The sequence below is a fragment of the Amycolatopsis sp. WQ 127309 genome (genome assembly GCF_023023025.1).
Taxonomy (GTDB): Bacteria; Actinomycetota; Actinomycetes; order Mycobacteriales; family Pseudonocardiaceae; genus Amycolatopsis.
In genome coordinates, this window is the sequence record NZ_CP095481.1 from 10,462,505 (window position 1) to 10,477,090 (window position 14,586).

Here is a 14,586-nt window from a genome sequence, read left to right on the forward strand (position 1 = left end):
ATGGTCCCGCCGACGGACGACGCCCAGGAGGCCGTGCCGATGCCGATGTCCCCGCCTTCCCCCACCGCGGCCGACCTGATCGTCGGCGGGCTGCGCGCCCACGGCGTCGACACCGTGTTCGGGCTGCCCGGCGTGCAGACCTACGACTTGTTCGACAGCCTGGCCCGCACCGGCGGCATCCGGGTGATCGGCGCGCGGCACGAGCAGACCGTGGCCTACATGGCGTTCGGGTACGCGCAAGCGACGGGCCGGACCGGCGTCTACACAGTGGTGCCGGGGCCCGGCGTCCTCAACGCCTCGGCCGCCATGCTCTCGGCCCACGGGGCCAGCGCGCCGGTGCTGTGCCTGACGAGCGAGATCCCGCGCGCCTACCTCGGCCGCGGGCTCGGGCACCTGCACGAGATGCCCGACCAGCTCGCCACCCTGCGCACGATCACCAAGTGGTCGGCACTGGTCGAGCACCCGGCCGAGGTCCCGGACGCGCTGGCGACGGCGTTCCGGGAGGCCGCGGGCGGGCGGCCGCGGCCGGTCTCGCTGGCCGTCCCCTGGGACGTGCTGGGCCTGCGCGCCCCCGCCGAGGTGGCCGGACCACTGCCGCTGCCCCGCCCGGCCGTCGACCCGGACGCCATCGCGGCGGCCGCGGAACTGCTGGCCGGCGCCAAGAATCCGATGATCATGGTGGGCGGCGGCGCCCGGCACGCGGCCGCCGCGGTCCGGGCGCTGGCCGAGCGGCTGCAGGCGCCGGTGGTGCCGTTCCGCGGCGGTCGCGGGATCGTCGGCGACGACCACCCGCTCGGCTTCACCTGCGTGTCCGGGTTCGAGCGGTGGCCGGAGACCGACGTCGTGATCGGCATCGGCTCGCGGATGGAGCTGTCCTGGTTCCGCTGGCCGGAGAAACCCGCGGGCCTGAAGACGATCCTGCTCGACATCGACCCGCGGCAGGCGACCCGGCTGGAGGCGGACGTCGCGATCGTCGCCGACGCCGGTGACGCCGCGGCGGCGCTGGCCGCCGCCGTCGGTCCACAACGGACGGACCGGACCGCGGAGTTCACCGAGCTGAAGGCGAACACCGCCGAGCGGTTCTCCGACGTCGGCCCGGAACTGGAATACCTGCGCGCGATCCGGGACGTGCTGCCCCGCGACGGCTTCTTCGTCGAGGAGATCTGCCAGGTCGGGTTCGCGTCCTACTTCGGGTTCGAGGTCTACACCCCACGCACCTTCGTCACCTGCGGCCACCAGGGCACGCTCGGCTTCGGCTACCCGACGGCGCTGGGCGTGCAGGCCGCGTTCCCCGGCCGGCCGGTGGTGTCGGTGGCCGGCGACGGCGGTTTCATGTTCGCCGCGCAGGAGCTGGCCACGGCCGTCCAATACGGGCTGAACGTGGTGGCCGTGGTGTTCGACAACGGCTACTACGGCAACGTCCACCTCGACCAGGAGCGGCTGTTCGAGGGCCGGGCCCTGGGCGGGCGGCTGCACAACCCGGACTTCGCCCGGCTGGCCGAGACGTTCGGCGCACTCGGCCTCACCGCCCGCACCCCGGACGAACTGCGCGGCGCCCTGGACAAGGCGTTCGCCTCGGGCCGCCCGGCGCTGGTGCACGTGCCGTGCGAGCTGGGCACCGGCGCGTCGCCGTGGAAGTACCTGATGCCGAAGTCGGACCGCAGTTAGCCGGCGCCCACCTGTTCCAGCGCGGCGAAGACCCGCTCGACGTCGGCCGCGGTCGTCCGCCAGTTGCTGAACGCGGCCCGCAGCGCCGGGCGGCCGTCGTGGACCGTCGGGGTCAGGAACGTGGTGCCCTCCGCGGCGATCCCGTCGACGAGGGCGTCGATCCGTGCTTGGGTCACGTCCCCGGCCGTGGTGAAGCAGACCACGTTGAGCCGCACCGGCGCGAGCAGCCGCCAGCGCGGCGAGCCGTCGAGGCGCTGCCCGAGGTCCCGGGCCAGCGCGACACAGCGCTCGACGATCTCGCGGTGCCCGTCCCGGCCGTAGGCCACGAGCGAGAACCAGGCGGGCAGCGCGCGCAGCCGCCGGGAGTTCTCCGGCGTCAGGTGCAGGAAGTCCGGGGTCTCGCCGATCTCGCCGAGGTAGGCCGCGTTGTTGCTGAACACCCGCAGCTGCAGGTCGCGGCGGCGGGTGAACTGGACGGCCGAGTCGTAGGGCACGTTGAGCCACTTGTGCAGGTCGACGACCACGGAGTCGGCCTGGTCGAGGCCAGCGGTCAGCGCGGCGTGCTCCGGGGCCAGGGCGGCGAACCCGCCGAACGCGGCGTCGACGTGCAGCCAGAAGTCGTGGCGCTGCTTGAGCGCCGCGATGGCGCGCAGGTCGTCGAAGTCGACGGTGTTCACCGTGCCCGCGTTGGCGACGACGACGGCCGGGCCGTCGAGCGCTTCGAGCAGCTCGCCGAGCTTCGCGACGTCGACGGCTTCACGGCCTGGCAGCACCGGCACCTTCCGCAGTGCGGACCGGCCCATCCCGAGGAACGACAACGCTTTCGGGATGCTCGAGTGCGGCGAGCCGGACAGCACGGTGACCGGACCGAGCGCGGCGGCGCCGTCGTCGGTGACGGACACGTCGGCCCGCTCACCGAGCCATTCCCGCGCGATGGCGAGCCCGGTCACGGTGGACATCGTGGCCCCGGTGACGAAGGCGCCGGAGAACTCCGCGCCGAGCCCGAACAGCTCGGCGAGCCAGCCGACGGTCTCGCGCTCCAGGTCCTGCGCCGAGGAGTCCATGCCGCTGGCGGGGTTCTGGTCGTAGGCGGCGGTGAGCCAGTCCCCGGCGAGCGACGCGGGCGTCGCCCCACCGGTCACGAACCCGAGGTAACGAGGCCCGGCACTGGCGGCGAACCCGGGTTCCCACCGCTGCGCGAACTCGTCCAACGCCCCAAGTCCTCCGACCCCTTCAACCGGCAACGGAGCCGGCGTCGCCACCCCAGGCGGCACAGCAGCGGCCCGCCCATCCAGCCCGGCAAGCGCCTCCCCGGCCAGTTTCCGCGTGGCGTCAAGAAGATCAGGCAGGGAGTTCAGGTCATGGGCCAGCCTCGGGTGCATGTCCCCGACGCTAAGCCCCGCGAGAACGCCTGTCGCGGGCCAATCCCCCAAAACTGGCCCGCCACCAACGCACCGTGTCGACCCCAGTCACGCGACCCTCCAATCACGCGCGATGCCCCGCCAGCCACACGTGATGCCCCGCCAATCACGCGCAATGCCTCCCCGATCACGCGCGATGCCCCGCGAATCACGCGTGACGCCCGCAACCGCGGCAGCAACCCCGGCCGTGGCCGGGCGAAACCGGGCGGGATCCTTGGACATCCGCCCCTCCCTCGCCCGATCGGACAGCACACCCGCCGGACAACCCGCCCGCCCGGAGAACCTGCCCGCAGGAGAACCCGAGCACCGGAGAACCCGAGCACCGGTTCCCGCCACTGGAACCGGCCGCCGGCGACCGCTGGGCGGCTCCAGCCGCAGACCGCCAGCACCGGCCGCCGGATCAGCGGCATCGGGTCAGCGGCGCCGGGGCCGAGAGCCGGATCCGGCTCTCGGCCGGGTCGAACGCCACGCGGCGCAGCGGGCCCGTGAGCAGCAGCACGACCGCCATCGCGGACAGCGCGGCCAGCACCATCGCGGCGACGAACTGGGCCGCGCCGGACGTCGCCGTGGCCAGCACCGCGAAGCCGGCGAGCACCAGCGCCGGCGGGGCCAGCAGGCCGCAGAGCACCGGGACCAGCGGCACGCGGTCACCGTCGGGGCGGCGGGCGGACACCACCGCCGCCCCGGCGCAGGTGACCGCGGCGACCAGGAGGCAGCCGCCGACGGTGTCGCTCAACCGGTGCCAGCCCAGCGCCACGGCCGCGGCCGCGACCCAGGCGACGCCGACCCCGCCGGCCACCAATACCTGCAGGCGGAAGCGGCGGGGCAGGACGATCGCGAGCGCCAGCAGCACGGCCATCGCCGCGCTGACGTGCCCGCTGGGGAAGCTGTTGTGGGCGGCCACGCCGAGCCGGTCGCCGGTGCTGGGGCGGTCCAGGACGTACAGCTTGAGCAGCTGCGCCACCACCAGCGGGGCCGCGAGCAGGATCAGGGCCGTCACGCCGAGCGCGAACCGGCGCCGCAGCAGGGAGATCACCACGAGGAGCACCGCGACGCCGCCGAGCACGACCACCAGGTCCAGGTCCGCCAGCGGCTGGGCCCAGCTCACGGTGGAGCCCGCCGACTGGGCGCTGCGGACGACGCCGTTCTCGACGCTGCGCCCGGCCTCGGTGCGGACGAAGAGCAGGTAGGCCGCGACGAAGGCGAGGGCGAACCCGGCCGTGCCCGCGAGGAGCACCGCGGTACGGGACGCGGCCCGGGTCACCAGGGCGTGCCGCGCGGGGCGGGCGGTGGGGGGTGCCTCGAAAAGAATCACTGCCATGTCCCCGAGTCTGGAGCCGGCATTTCGAGATCCCGTCAGCACGATGTCATGGTTTTGCTACAAGATCGCCCTGAGTCGCCACGACGTGCGGTTTTCCGAATAATGGCGCCGTGGCCGAGGTACTGGTGGTAGAGGACGACGCGGCGGTGCGGGAGGGACTGGAACTGGCCCTGCGCCGGCAGGGACACGTGGTGCACACCGCGGAGTCGGGCGAGGCCGGCATCGAATTGCTCGTGCTCCGCAGACCCGACATCGTCGTGCTCGACCTGATGCTGCCCGGCATGGACGGCTTCGAGACCTGCCGCCGGATGCGGGCGTCGGGGCCGATCCCGATCGTCATGCTGACCGCGCGCAGCGACGACTTCGACATCGTCGCCGGGCTGGAAGCGGGTGCGGACGACTACGTGGCCAAGCCGGTCGAACCGCGGGTGCTGGACGCGCGGATCCGCGCCGTGCTGCGTCGCGCGGTCAGCGAACGGCCCACCGAACAGCCCGCCCCCGAGGAACGGCACGGCGACCTGGTGATCGACCGGGCCGGGCTGGAGGTGACGAAGCGGGGCACCCCGGTTTCGCTGACGCCGACCGAGCTCAAGCTGCTGCTGGAGCTCTCGCGCACCCCCGGGCAGGTGTACAGCCGCCGGCAGATCCTCTCGTCGGTGTGGGACCACGACTACCTCGGCGACTCCCGCCTGGTCGACGCCTGCGTGCAGCGGCTGCGCGCGAAGATCGAGGACGTGCCCGCGAGGCCGGAGTACGTGCAGACCGTCCGCGGCTTCGGCTACCGGTTCGGCCGGTCGTGACCTCGCGGATCCGGTCGTGGCTCGCCGGGCTGAGACCCCGGCTGGTCGCGGCGTTCGCGGTGATCATGATCATCGGCGCCACCGCCGCGGCGGGCGCCAGCTACGTCTCCGCCCGCAACGCCATCCTCGGCGGCTTCCAGGACCAGACGATGCTGAAGCTGCGCGACCAGATCGTCGCGTACCTGCCGACCGTGTCCCTGCCGCCGACCCAGGCGAGCCTCGACGCGTTCGGCACGGCGCTCAAGTCCAGCAACGCCGTCGTCGTCTACCACGGCCTGCGCTCGGGTTCGGGCATCAGCGTGGACAGCGTGCCCGCCGACCTGCGCCATGCCGTGTCCGTCAGCACGAACATCCAGTTCCAGCGGGTCGACACGGAGGGCTTCCCCCAGTTCTTCGTCGGCGTGCCGGTGCAGACCGGGACGAGCGGCCGGACCAGTGGCATCGAGGTCTACACGATGGTGTCGCTGATCCAGCAGCAGGCCGCGATCGACGAGCTGTCCCGCACGGCCTGGCAGACCTCGGCGCTGGCGCTCCCGTTCGCGGTGGTGCTGGCGCTGCTGGCCGCGCGCCAGGTGCTGCGGCCGGTGCGGGCGCTGAACACCGCGGCGAGCCAGCTCGGCCGGGGCAAGCTGGACGTGCGGCTGCGGGTGAAGGGGTCCGACGAGCTGGCGCAGCTGGTCACGACGTTCAACAACACCGCGGCGGAACTGGAGCGCACGGTCGGCACGCTGCGCACGATGGAGTCCGAGGCGCGCCGGTTCGTCGCCGACGTCTCGCACGAGCTGCGCACCCCGCTGGCCGCGATGAACGCGGTCACCGACGTCCTCGACGAGGACGCCGACCAGCTGCCGCCGGACACGGCGGTCGCGGCGCGGCTGGTGTCGGCCGAGACCCGGCGGCTGACCCGGCTGGTGCAGGACCTGATCGAGATCTCCCGGTTCGACGCCGGCCGCGCGGAGCTGCGGCGGGAGGACCTGGACGTCGCCGCCGCGGTCACCGACAGCCTCGCCGCGCGCGGCTGGGAGCCCGGTGCCGACGTGGTCGCCGACCTGCCGCCCGGCATCACGGCGCGGCTCGACCGGCGGCGGCTCGACATCGTCGTGGCGAACCTGGTCGGCAACGCGCTGCGGCACGGCGCGCCGCCGGTCGAGGTGGCCGTGCGGGCGGCGGGCGGCGACATCGTGCTCACCGTCACCGACCACGGGCCGGGCATCCCGGAGGCGGTGCTCCCCCGCGTGTTCGACCGCTTCACCAAGGCCGACACGGCCCGGGCCCGGTCCGAAGGCAGTGGGCTGGGGCTGTCCATCGCGCGCGAGAACGCCCGCCTGCACGGCGGCGACATCGTCGCGGTCAACACCGGCACCGGCGCCCGGTTCGAGCTGCGCCTGCCCCGGGAGGCGTGGTGAAGAAGCTCCTCGTCCTGGCCGCGCTGCTCCTGGTGAGCGCGTGCGGCGTCAAGCCGACGCCGGTCGTCCCCGCCGGGCCGGCGCCGACCCTGCGGAACCCGGCGACGAACGGGCTCGGCACCGACCTGACCCTGTACTTCGTCCTCGACGGGCGGGTGACGCCGGTGACCCGGTCGACCGGGGACGCGGTCGGCGTCTCCGCGGCGTTGGCGACGTTGCTGGGCGGCCCGTCCTACGCCGAGACGGCCGACGGCTACGCGACGATGCTCCCGGCCGAAACCGGCCCGATCACGCTGAGCTCCGGCTCACCCACGACGATCACCTTTTCGTTCCCGCTGAAGCGGCTCACGCAGATCGCGGTCAACCAGCTGGTCTGCACCGCGGTCGCCGCCCTGGTCGCCGACGGCGGCTACGTGGCCGACGGCGCCATCACCCTCGCCGGCTCCGACTTCCAGCTCCCGTCGCAGACCTGCCAGGCGTTCTGAGCGACCCGGCCCCGGCGTCAGCCGGGGTAGGGCCGGGCCGCGCGGGCCTCGGACAGCGAGCGCGCCCACCACTGCAGCTGGTCCAGCAGCGCCTTCGCCGCGACACCCGCGCTGTCGTCCGTCGGGACGCCGTCGGCGCCGAACCGGGTGTGCGCGCCGTGGAAGCTGACCGTCTCGCGGATGGTCACCGCGTGCAGTTCGGCGAAGACCGCGCGCAGGTGCTCGACCGCGCGCAGGCCACCGGACATGCCGCCGTAGGAGACGAACGCGACCGGCTTCGCGGCCCACTCGGTGCGGTGCCAGTCGATGACGTTCTTGAGCGCCGCCGGGTAGCTGTGGTTGTACTCCGGGGTGACCACGACGAACGCGTCCGCGGCCGCCAGCCGCGGCGTCACCTTGGCGGCCTCGGCGAGCACCGCGGGCGGCGGCGTGCTCCCGAACGCCGGCATCGCCAGCGGCAGCTCCGGTTCGGCGAGGTCGACCACGTCGACGTCGAACCCGCCGTGCTCGCCCGCGACGGCGGCCAGCCAGTCCGCGACCACCGGGCCGAACCGTCCTTCCCGGACACTTCCCACGATCACGGCGACCCGTACCGGAACTTCGGCCACGCTTCCTCCTTGACACAGCGGCGTTGTTGCCGTCCGGGTCAGGATGAGACTTCAAGCTCGCTTGAAGTCAAGCGCGCGGCTGTGGTTGGCTGGGAGCATGGTGAACGCCACAGCCCGGAGGCTGCCCGACCTCACCGTCGGCGAACTGTCGCGACGCAGCGGGGTGCCCGCCTCGGCCCTGCGCTTCTACGAGGACGAGGGGCTGATCCGCAGCCGGCGCACGGCCGGCAACCAGCGCCGCTACTGCCGCGACACGCTGCGGCGGGTGACGTTCGTCCGGATGTCGCAACGGGTCGGGATGCCGCTGTCGGCGATCCGCGAGGTGCTCGCGCTGCTGCCCGACGACCGCACCCCCACGCGCGCCGACTGGGCGCGGATCTCCCGCTGCTGGCAGGAGGACCTGGACGCGCGGATCCGGCAGCTGGCGCAGCTGCGCGACCAGCTGGGCGACTGTATCGGCTGTGGCTGCATGTCGCTGTCGAAGTGCCGGCTCGCCAACCCGGGCGACCGGCTCGGCGCCGCCGGTCCGGGGCCGCAACGGCTCCCGGACCACCGCGGCGACGGCTACGAGGACTGACTAGCGGCGTTCGAGGACGCCGCGGACGAACTGGGCCTGCCCGGCGTGCTGGATGTCGTCGTCGACGACGCTCACCAGCCGCACGCCGAGGGTGACCGGTGGGTCCCAGGCCTCGTCGACGACCCGGTCGAGGGCCTGGCCGTCGAGCCCCTGGACGTACTTGAGGGTCTGCTCGTGCACCGCGTCGTAGTACCCGGTGAGCAGCTCGGCCTCGACCCGGACCGCTTCGACGTCGGCCGGGCGGTGCCCGTAGCCGGTGTCGCCCGCCGGAAAGGGGAGGCCGAACCGGGTCAGCCAGTCCTGGCTCGTCCACACCTGCTCGGTCCCGGCCACGCCGGCGACGTGGTCGTCCTGGACGCGGGTCAGGTGCCAGACCAGCCAGGCGATCGAGTTGGCCTCGTCGTCGAGGCGGGCCCCGAGCTGCTCGGCGGTGAGACCTTCCACCGCCGCGTGCACGGAGCCCTGGACCCTGCTGAAGCCGTCTGTGAGCAGATCGGCCACGTTCATCGGCTTGCCCTCCCCGTTCGCGGACACCGGTGTGCCGGCGTGCGTCGATCATGCACGCCGGCACCGGTGGTGGCTAGCGGGGCAGCAGCTGGTCGAAGAACGAGCGGTAGCGCCGCAGCGCGAGACGCAGGTCCTCGGTGGCCGGCTCGCCGTGCTGCCACTGGCCTTCCAGCTCGCTCTTGTGCTCGGCGAACGTCGTGGCCAGCGCGCTGATGACGCCGGCGACCAGCTCGTCGGCCTCGCGGACCGCCTTCTGCGGGTCGTCGACGAAGCCCGTCTGGACGCCCTGCCAGCGGTCGCGGAAGCCCGTGACCTTCTCCTCGTCGATCAACGGCTGCTGGTCGGCGCCGTCATCGGCCGACGGCCGTGCGGAGGCGGCGGTGTCCGTGTGAGTGTCCGATGTGGTGTCAGCGGCCGTGTCGGCACTGGTGTCCGCCGTGGTGTCCGTGGCGGTGTCGTGCCGGCCCGTCGCCGACGCCAGGTCGGCGGTGCTCAGGGCCTGGTCGTCCCCGTGGTCTTCGGCGACCGGCTCGCGGAAGTCCGTCCCGCCGTGCTCGGCGAGCCCGCCGGCGCCGGTCTCGCGCACGTCACCCTCGCGGGCGAAGTCGTCGTCCTGTTCGGCGCTGTGCCGGGTGAGGTGATCGGTCATGGTCAGCGTCCTCCGTTCCACTCGGTCCGCGGCTGTGCGGACGCTTCCCGCTCGGGCTGTACGCCGTCACGGTCTCGTACCTTTTCGCTGGGGTCGTGTTCGGTGCGGTCCGACGCACCGGCGGTGCGGTCCGCCGCGACAGCGGTGCCGTCCTGGGCGGTGCGGTCGTGCTCGCGCTCGCTGTGGTCGTGACCGTTGTGGTCGTGGCCGTTGCGGCGCTGCTCGTGGTGGTCGTCGGCGGCGTCCGCGCTGTCCGCACCATCGGAGCCGTCGGTCAGCAGGTCCTCGAACACGGTGCGGTAGTGCACCATCGCGTCGCGGAGGTCCTCAGTGGACGCGCCGCTGCGCTCGTGCTGCGTCGCGTGGGCGGCGCGGTAGTGCTCGAGGGTCTTGGCGTGCCGGACCGACAGGTCGGCCAGCTGCTGCTCGTAGCCTTCGGTCGGGTACCCGCGATCGGACATCAGGGAGACCAGGACGCGGTCGGCCTCGGCCACCGCGGCGGCCGGGTGGTCGACGAAGTTTTCCTGGGCCTGCGCCCATTCCCGGGTGTAGCGCTCGCGCGCCGACGCCGACAGGGGGCGGATGTCGAGCTCCTTGTGGCGGCGCTCCCGCTCGGCCAGTTCACGCTGCGCGGCCCGCGGGCTGTCCTTCTCCTCGACCGTCCGGTCGTACTCCGGACCGAACCGCTGCTGCAGGCGTTTCCGCTGCATCTCCTGCGTCACCAGCCAGATCACGGCGCCGAGCACCGCGACGGCCACGACGACGATCACGACGATCAGCCATGTGGGCATCGCACAAAACTCCTTAAAGGATGTCGAGCTCCCCGATATGCCAAGGGTTCCCGCTCCACCGGCTCCGAAACCCGTTGGCGCGCCCGGACTTCCGATTCGGCCGTCCGGCGGATGCCGGTACCGCCGGATGCCCACACCCCCGGGAAGGCGCGCACGGTGTAACGACGATAACAACTCAAGACTAGCGTCGTTAACGTTCGAGTGCTATCGTCGATAACAGCAAGACGGAAGCGGCGCTACCAGCGCCACCCGAGAGGAAGAAGGCACCGATGAGCACCACCGAACCCCGCGTCGCGATCGTCACCGGCGGCTCCCGCGGCATCGGCCGCCAGGTCGCCGAACGCCTGGCCGCCGACGGTATGGCCGTCGTCGTCAACTACGCGGGCAACCAGACCGAGGCGGACGCCGCCGTCGCGGCCATCACCGAGCGCGGTGGCCGGGCGATCGCGGTCAAGGCCGACGTCGCCGACCTCGACGCGGTCGCGGACCTGTTCGACACGGCGGAGCGCACCTACGGCGGCGTCGACGTCGTCGCCCACCTGGCCGGCGTGATGACCGCGCCGACCCCGATCGCGGACACCGACTTCGACGTCCTGGACCGGGTGCACCGCACCAACATCCGCGGCACGTTCGCCGTGGCCCAGCAGGCGGCGAAGCGGGTGCGCGACGGCGGCGCGGTCGTCCTGACCTCGACGTCCGTGCTCGGGCTGAACCTGCCCGGCTACGGCGTCTACAACGCCACCAAGGGCGCGGTCGAGGCGATCACCATGATCCTCGCGCGCGAGCTGCGCGGGCGCGACATCACCGTGAACACCGTCGCCCCCGGGCCGACCGCGACCGCCCTGTTCCTGGACGGCAAGGACCAGGAGACCATCGACCGGATGGCCAAGCAGCCGCCGCTCGAGCGCCTCGGGCAGCCCGGGGACATCGCCGAGGTCGTCGCGTTCCTCGCCGGGCCGGCCCGCTGGGTCAACGGCCAGGTGCTGCGCGCCAACGGCGGGATCGTCTGAGAAACCCTTACCCGGAAAGGAAAAGAGCCATGATCATCGTCGTCACCGGCGCCTCCAGCGGGATCGGCGCCCTCTCCGCCCGGGCGCTGGCCCGCGCCGGGCACACCGTCTACGCGGGCATGCGCGACACCGGCGGCCGCAACGCGCCGCAGGTCGACGCCGCCGCCGCGTTCGCCCGCGACCACGAGACGGACCTGCGCTCGGTCGAGCTGGACGTCTCAAGCCAGGAGTCGGCCGACGCCGCGATCGCGTCGATCGTCGCCGAGCACGGCCGGCTGGACGTCGTGGTGCACAACGCCGGGCACATGGTGCTCGGCCCGGCCGAGGCGTTCACCGCCGAGCAGCTCGCGCAGCTGTACGACACCAACGCGATCGGCACCCAGCGCGTCAACCGCGCCGCCCTCCCCCACCTGCGCGCGCAGCGCGACGGGCTGCTGGTGTGGGTGTCGAGCAGCAGCGTCCGCGGCGGCACCCCGCCCTACCTCGCGCCGTACTTCGCGGCGAAGGCGGCGATGGACAGCCTCGCCGTCTCCTACGCCGCCGAGGTGGCCCGCTTCGGCGTCGACACCGCGATCATCGTGCCCGGCGCGTTCACCTCGGGCACCAATCACTTCCCGAACTCCGGGCACCCGGCCGACACGGACGTCGCGGCCGCCTACGAAGAGCGTTACGCGGGCCTGACCGACCACGTCGCGGCGAAGCTGGCCGAGATCACCCCGGCCGGCGCCGATGTCGCGGCGGTCGCCGAAGAGCTCGCGCGGGTGGTGGACCTCCCCAAGGGGCAGCGGCCGTTCCGGACGCACATCGACCCGGCCGACGACGGCGGGTGGCTGGTCGCGGAGGTCGGCGACCGGATCCGGAGCGAGTTCCTGCGCCGGATCGACCTGGCCGACCTGCTCAGCCCGGCGGCCGGCTGAACCGGGTGACGATCACGTGGTCCTTGGCCGGCCCGCGGACCGCCCACTCCTGCCGCCAGCGGCCGGCGTCGAGCACGCGGTAGCTGCCGCGGTACAGGTCGTCGCGGCAGGGGTGGTCGGTCCGCCAGTGCCCTTCACGCAGGTCGAGCTCGTGGAAGAAGCCGCCGTGGTCGAAGTGGACGTCGGCCCGGCCGGGCGCGGTGGGCCGGTAGTGCAGCGTGCGCGTCACCGGGCCGGTGTAGCCGTCGAGCCGCATTTCGCCGGCTTCGCGGTAGACGAGCACGCCGCTCTCCTCGGTGAAGGTGGCGGTGCCGGTGACCTCGCCCGCGGGCTCGCCGTCGGCGGTGCGGATCTCGCGGTCCAGCCGCCACTCGCCGCCGAAGTGCGCGGCCAGGTCGGTCACCGGGAAGTACTCGTCCATCGGCTCCAGTGTGTCACCCGGCCGTGACGGGGACGGGTCAGGTTCCGGATCACGCGGCTTCCGCGGGGTGCGGCCCGCCCGACCGCCTGTTCCGGCACGCCGGAGAGGGCGCACGGAAGTTGTCGTACCCCGGCTCTAGACTCGGCCGGGTGGCAGCCACCGAGACCCACCTCGAAGCCGGAACGGACTCCGAAGCCCTCGACACCCTGCGCCGGGTGTTCGGCTACGACAGCTTCCGCGGCGAACAAGCGGCGATCGTCGAGCACGTGATCGCCGGCGGCGACGCGCTCGTGCTGATGCCCACCGGCGGCGGGAAGTCGCTGTGCTACCAGATCCCGGCGCTGGTGCGGCCGGGCGTGGGCGTGGTGGTCTCGCCGCTGATCGCGCTGATGCAGGACCAGGTCGACGCGCTGCGCAACGCCGGCGTCCGGGCGGGTTTCCTCAACTCCACCCAGGACTACGCAGCCCGTCAGGAGGTCGAGTCGGCGTTCCTGTCCGGTGAGCTCGACCTGCTCTACCTTGCGCCGGAACGGCTTTCGGTGGAAGCCACCGTGCGGCTGCTCGACCGCGGCAAGATCTCGCTGTTCGCGATCGACGAAGCGCACTGCGTCGCCCAGTGGGGCCACGACTTCCGGCCCGACTACCTGCAGCTCTCGGCGCTGCACGAGCGCTGGCCGGACGTGCCGCGGATCGCGCTCACCGCGACCGCCACCGAGGCCACGCACAAGGAGATCGCGGCCCGGCTGAACCTCGACGAGGCCCGCCACTTCGTCGCGAGCTTCGACCGGCCGAACATCCAGTACCGGATCGTCGGCAAGAACTCGCCGCAGCGGCAGCTGCTGGAGCTGCTGCGCACCGAGCACCAGGGTGACGCCGGGATCGTCTACTGCCTGTCCCGGAACTCGGTGGAGAAGACCGCGGAGTTCCTGGTGCAGAACGGGATCCCGGCCGTGCCCTACCACGCGGGGCTGGACTCGCGTATCCGCGCGAAACACCAGTCGCGCTTCCTGCGGGAAGACGGGCTGATCGTGGTCGCCACGATCGCGTTCGGGATGGGCATCGACAAACCGGACGTCCGGTTCGTCGCGCACCTCGACCTGCCCAAGTCCGTGGAGGGCTACTACCAGGAGACCGGCCGCGCGGGCCGCGACGGGCTGCCGTCGACGGCCTGGCTGGCCTACGGGCTGCAGGACGTGGTGCAGCAGCGCAAGATGATCGACACGTCCGAGGGCGACGACGCCCACCGGCGGCGGCTCGGCGCGCACCTCAACGCGATGCTGGCGCTGTGCGAGACGGTCGAATGCCGCCGCGTGCAGATCCTCAACTACTTCGGGCAGAAGGCCGAGCCCTGCGGCAACTGCGACACGTGCCTGAACCCGCCGGAGAAGTTCGACGGCACGATCCCCGCGCAGAAGCTGCTGTCCACGATCGTGCGGCTGCGCAACGAACGCCGCCAGAAGTTCGGCGCCGGGCAGGTCATCGACATCCTGCTCGGCAAGTCCACGCCGAAGGTCACGCAGTTCCAGCACGACACGCTGAAGACGTTCGGCATCGGCACCGAGCTGCGCGAGCCGGAGTGGCGCGCGGTCGTGCGGCAGCTGCTCGCCCAGGGCTGGCTCGCGGTCGAGGGCGACTACGGCTCGCTGGTGCTCACCGAGGCGAGCGCCGAGGTGCTGGGCGGCGACCGTGAGGTCATGCTGCGGCGCGAGCCCGAGCGGACCGCCCCGCCGAAAGCGCGTGGCGGCAGCAGGAAAGCCGCCCCCGCGGTGGACATGCCCGCGGAGGCGGCCCCGCTGTTCGAACGGCTGCGGGCCTGGCGGGCCGGCGTCGCGAAGGAGCAGGGCGTACCCGCCTACGTCATCTTCCACGACGCGACCCTGCGCCAGATCGCCACGCAGTGGCCGTCGTCGCTGGCGGACCTGGGCACGGTCAGCGGAGTCGGTGAGAACAAGCTCGCCAAGTACGGCGAAGGCGTGCTCGAAACCCTGTCCGCCGAGTGACCCGG

15 protein-coding genes are annotated in these 14,586 nt (G+C 72.8%); 8 read left to right on the forward strand and 7 right to left on the reverse strand.

Translation table 11 applies throughout. The features are described 5' to 3' along the window. A complete protein-coding gene (locus tag MUY22_RS46190; protein WP_247054428.1) occupies window positions 1-1,668 on the forward strand; it encodes a thiamine pyrophosphate-dependent enzyme in 1,668 nt (555 codons plus the stop codon). On the opposite strand, the gene MUY22_RS46195 is transcribed toward MUY22_RS46190, so the two are convergent. Further along, on the reverse strand, window positions 1,665-2,879 hold the full coding sequence (locus MUY22_RS46195; RefSeq protein ID WP_247054430.1) for a pyridoxal-dependent decarboxylase: 1,215 nt from the start codon (window positions 2,877-2,879) through the stop codon (window positions 1,665-1,667). The genes MUY22_RS46190 and MUY22_RS46195 overlap by 4 nt on opposite strands. A 610-nt stretch (window positions 2,880-3,489) precedes the next feature. Continuing rightward, window positions 3,490-4,410 (reverse strand): phosphatase PAP2 family protein, encoded by a 921-nt coding sequence (locus MUY22_RS46200; RefSeq protein WP_371827550.1) that lies wholly within the window; start codon window positions 4,408-4,410, stop codon window positions 3,490-3,492. Between the two features lie 110 nt (window positions 4,411-4,520). On the opposite strand from MUY22_RS46200, the gene MUY22_RS46205 reads away from it, so the two are divergent. The 3 genes from MUY22_RS46205 to MUY22_RS46215 all read left to right on the forward strand — a co-directional run bounded on the left by MUY22_RS46205 (window position 4,521) and on the right by MUY22_RS46215 (window position 7,101). Continuing rightward, window positions 4,521-5,210, forward strand: a complete 690-nt coding sequence (locus tag MUY22_RS46205; protein ID WP_247054432.1) for a response regulator transcription factor — start codon at window positions 4,521-4,523, stop codon at window positions 5,208-5,210. A gap of 65 nt (window positions 5,211-5,275) precedes the next feature. Beyond that, complete coding sequence (locus tag MUY22_RS46210) at window positions 5,276-6,616, forward strand: ATP-binding protein (protein ID WP_371827712.1); 1,341 nt, start codon at window positions 5,276-5,278, stop codon at window positions 6,614-6,616. Further along, window positions 6,613-7,101 (forward strand): hypothetical protein, encoded by a 489-nt coding sequence (locus MUY22_RS46215; RefSeq protein WP_247054436.1) that lies wholly within the window; start codon window positions 6,613-6,615, stop codon window positions 7,099-7,101. The genes MUY22_RS46210 and MUY22_RS46215 overlap by 4 nt, the downstream gene beginning before the upstream one ends. A gap of 17 nt (window positions 7,102-7,118) precedes the next feature. On the opposite strand, the gene MUY22_RS46220 is transcribed toward MUY22_RS46215, so the two are convergent. Next, window positions 7,119-7,709 (reverse strand): NADPH-dependent FMN reductase, encoded by a 591-nt coding sequence (locus MUY22_RS46220; RefSeq protein ID WP_247054438.1) that lies wholly within the window; start codon window positions 7,707-7,709, stop codon window positions 7,119-7,121. 97 nt (window positions 7,710-7,806) lie between these two features. Here MUY22_RS46220 and soxR point away from each other — a divergent pair, with 97 nt between their 5' ends. After that, a complete protein-coding gene (soxR, locus tag MUY22_RS46225; protein ID WP_247054440.1) occupies window positions 7,807-8,286 on the forward strand; it encodes a redox-sensitive transcriptional activator SoxR in 480 nt (159 codons plus the stop codon). On the opposite strand, the gene MUY22_RS46230 is transcribed toward soxR, so the two are convergent. From MUY22_RS46230 to MUY22_RS46240, 3 genes are all read right to left on the reverse strand, one after another. Then, a complete protein-coding gene (locus MUY22_RS46230) occupies window positions 8,287-8,793 on the reverse strand; it encodes a DUF664 domain-containing protein (protein ID WP_247054443.1) in 507 nt (168 codons plus the stop codon). 73 nt (window positions 8,794-8,866) lie between these two features. Further along, the gene (locus tag MUY22_RS46235) at window positions 8,867-9,442 is read right to left on the reverse strand and encodes a hypothetical protein (RefSeq protein ID WP_247054445.1); all 576 of its coding nucleotides are present in this window, start codon (window positions 9,440-9,442) and stop codon (window positions 8,867-8,869) included. Between the two features lie 2 nt (window positions 9,443-9,444). Beyond that, complete coding sequence (locus MUY22_RS46240) at window positions 9,445-10,233, reverse strand: hypothetical protein (RefSeq protein WP_247054446.1); 789 nt, start codon at window positions 10,231-10,233, stop codon at window positions 9,445-9,447. Window positions 10,234-10,502: 269 nt separating this feature from the next. On the opposite strand from MUY22_RS46240, the gene MUY22_RS46245 reads away from it, so the two are divergent. Together MUY22_RS46245 and MUY22_RS46250 are read left to right on the forward strand one after the other, a co-directional pair. Further along, window positions 10,503-11,243, forward strand: a complete 741-nt coding sequence (locus tag MUY22_RS46245) for an SDR family oxidoreductase (RefSeq protein ID WP_247054448.1) — start codon at window positions 10,503-10,505, stop codon at window positions 11,241-11,243. Between the two features lie 29 nt (window positions 11,244-11,272). After that, on the forward strand, window positions 11,273-12,160 hold the full coding sequence (locus tag MUY22_RS46250; protein WP_247054450.1) for an SDR family oxidoreductase: 888 nt from the start codon (window positions 11,273-11,275) through the stop codon (window positions 12,158-12,160). Here the strand turns inward: MUY22_RS46250 and MUY22_RS46255 are convergent. Beyond that, entirely contained in the window at window positions 12,141-12,581 is a 441-nt protein-coding gene (locus MUY22_RS46255; RefSeq protein WP_247054453.1) for a DUF6314 family protein, read from the reverse strand. The two genes, MUY22_RS46250 and MUY22_RS46255, sit on opposite strands and share 20 nt — an antisense overlap. Before the next feature lie 149 nt (window positions 12,582-12,730). Between MUY22_RS46255 and recQ the strand changes: the two genes are divergently transcribed. Beyond that, window positions 12,731-14,581 carry a DNA helicase RecQ gene (gene recQ, locus MUY22_RS46260; RefSeq protein WP_247054455.1) on the forward strand — a complete coding sequence of 617 codons (1,851 nt, stop codon included), beginning with the start codon at window positions 12,731-12,733 and terminating at the stop codon, window positions 14,579-14,581. The last annotated feature ends 5 nt before the right edge of the window (window positions 14,582-14,586 follow it).